3 protein-coding genes are annotated in these 2040 nt (G+C 65.8%); all 3 read right to left on the bottom strand.

All coding sequences use genetic code 11. The features are described 5' to 3' along the window. Positions 1-1098: IS66 family transposase (locus FJ930_RS29875; protein ID WP_141841181.1), on the bottom strand; the 1098-nt coding region annotated here is incomplete at its 3' end. Between the two features lie 69 nt (positions 1099-1167). Beyond that, entirely contained in the window at positions 1168-1524 is a 357-nt protein-coding gene (tnpB, locus tag FJ930_RS29880) for an IS66 family insertion sequence element accessory protein TnpB (protein ID WP_140541180.1), read from the bottom strand. After that, positions 1521-1964, bottom strand: a complete 444-nt coding sequence (locus tag FJ930_RS29885) for a transposase (RefSeq protein WP_141841182.1) — start codon at positions 1962-1964, stop codon at positions 1521-1523. The genes tnpB and FJ930_RS29885 overlap by 4 nt, the downstream gene beginning before the upstream one ends. Between the last annotated feature and the right edge of the window lie 76 nt (positions 1965-2040).

The following is a 2040-nucleotide window of genomic DNA, read 5'->3' on the forward strand; positions in this document are numbered from 1 at the left end:
CTTGTCGGCCGATAGGCCGCGGATGGCGTCTTCGATCTTGTAGAGCTCGGCGATCCGTCTTAGCGCCTCGCTGGCGATCGGCGCGGGACCGGCAGCTGCCAGTTCATAAAAGCGCCGACGGACATGCGCCCAGCAAAAGGCGAGCGTCACGCCGCTCTTTTCGGCCAGCACGCGATAGCCACCATAGCCGTCGACCTGAAGGATTCCGGTGAAGCCTGCGAGATGCGCGATCGGACGCTCGGCCTTCCGGTCCGGCGCATAGACATAGGCCACGCCTGGCGGGTCGCTCCTCTCCCACGGTCGGTCATCGCGGGCATAGGCCCAGAGTTGCCCCGTCTTCGTCTTGCCGCGGCCGGGGTCGAGCACCGGCGCTGTCGTCTCATCGGCGAAGAGTTTTGGTGAGGACCTCAGCTTTCCAAGCAGCCGCTCGTGCACCGGACGCAGATGCCAGGCGGCACGGCCGACCCAGTCGGCGAGCGTCGAGCGATCGAGATTGATGCCCTGCCGGGCGTAGATCTGCGCCTGACGATAGAGCGGCAGATGATCGGCATATTTGGAGACCAGCACCTGGGCGACCGTCGCCTCGGTCGGCAGCCCGCCTTCGATCAGCCGGGCGGGCGCCGGAGCCTGAACGACAACGTCCTCACAAGCGCGACAGGCATATTTGGGCCGACGCACCACGATCACACGCAGCTGCGCCGGAACGATATCGAGCCGCTCGCTCGCGTCTTCGCCGATCCGATGCAGGCCACTGCGGCAGCACGGGCAGGCATGGTCCTCGATGTCGACGACCATCTCGACGCGAGGAAGGTGTGCCGGCAGCGAGCCACGGTTGGTCCGACGCTTGGTAGTCCTTGCCAGACGTCCCGTGGCAGCAGCCTGCTCGTTCTCCTCCTCGCCGGCCGCCTCGATCTGCTCGGCTTCCTCAAGTCCCAGCAGCAGTTGATCCTCAGGGAGCGTCTCGGCACGACGGCCGAAGCGATGGCGCTGCAATTCCTTGATGATCTGGATCAGCCGGGCATTCTCGACGTCGCGCGCCAGGACCATCGCCTTCAGCGCATCCGGATCATCGGGAAGCTGGTCAGCCGTCATCGCCATGAGCCGATCAGACCATATTCGCCAACGGCTCGCGACAGCGGAATCGATGCTGATTCACTTCGTCGCGGGTCAGCCCGCCTGGGCTGGAATGCGGGTCCGGCGCGCCTCGTGGACGCGCCGCCAATCGAGCCCTTCGAGCAGCGCCGAGAGCTGTGCAGCCGTCAACCTCATCACGCCGTCATGCACTTTCGGCCAGCGGAACTCGCCATCCTCCAGACGCTTGGCATAAAGGCAGACGCCGGTGCCGTCCCAGAAGATCAGCTTGATCCGGTCGGTGCGCTTGGCGCGGAAGACATAGACCGCGCCGCTGAACGGATCGGCGCCCATCGTCTCGCGCACCAGCGCGGCCAAGCCCTCAGCACCCTTACGGAAGTCCACCGGCTTCGTCGCCACCATGACCTTGACCGCACCCGTCGGCCCGATCACGACGTAGCCTTCAGCGCGCGGATCACCGCCGCAACAGTCCTGGCGTCGGCGCCACGGCCGACCCGCATGGTGACGCCGTCGATCTCCAGTTCGATCATGCCGGCATCGCGGGCGGCGTTCCGTTTGCGTTGTGGCTGCCGTTTCCCCGTCGGTTCCGACTCCGGAGCCGCCACCACTGCCGGCACGAACAACGGTTCCGGTGCCAGCGTTTCCGCCAACGGCACACGAGCGGCCCGACGCCAGGCAAACAGCTGCTGCGGGGACAATGCATATCGCCGGGCCACCGCACTCACAGTCTCGCCGGCATCGTAGCTTTCCGCCACGATCCGCGCCTTCTCCTGCGGCAGCCATTCCCGCCGACGACCGGAACCCGTGAACACCTCGAACCGGCGCGCAGGCTCGGGATCGCTGGATTTAAGCGTAAGCTCTGAAATCGTCATGTGTCGAAGCCCTCAAAGGCTCCAACATCCTCGCTCAGGCCGACCTCCGAAAGGTGCCGCCGGAACAGCGCTTACG

Source organism: Mesorhizobium sp. B2-4-15, assembly GCF_006658505.1.
Taxonomy (GTDB): Bacteria; Pseudomonadota; Alphaproteobacteria; order Rhizobiales; family Rhizobiaceae; genus Mesorhizobium.

Bases quoted from the DNA above. Each gene is read 5' to 3' on its own strand.
- FJ930_RS29885 (WP_141841182.1), bottom strand. From the start codon at position 1,964: ATGACGATTTCAGAGCTTACGCTTAAATCCAGCGATCCCGAGCCTGCG.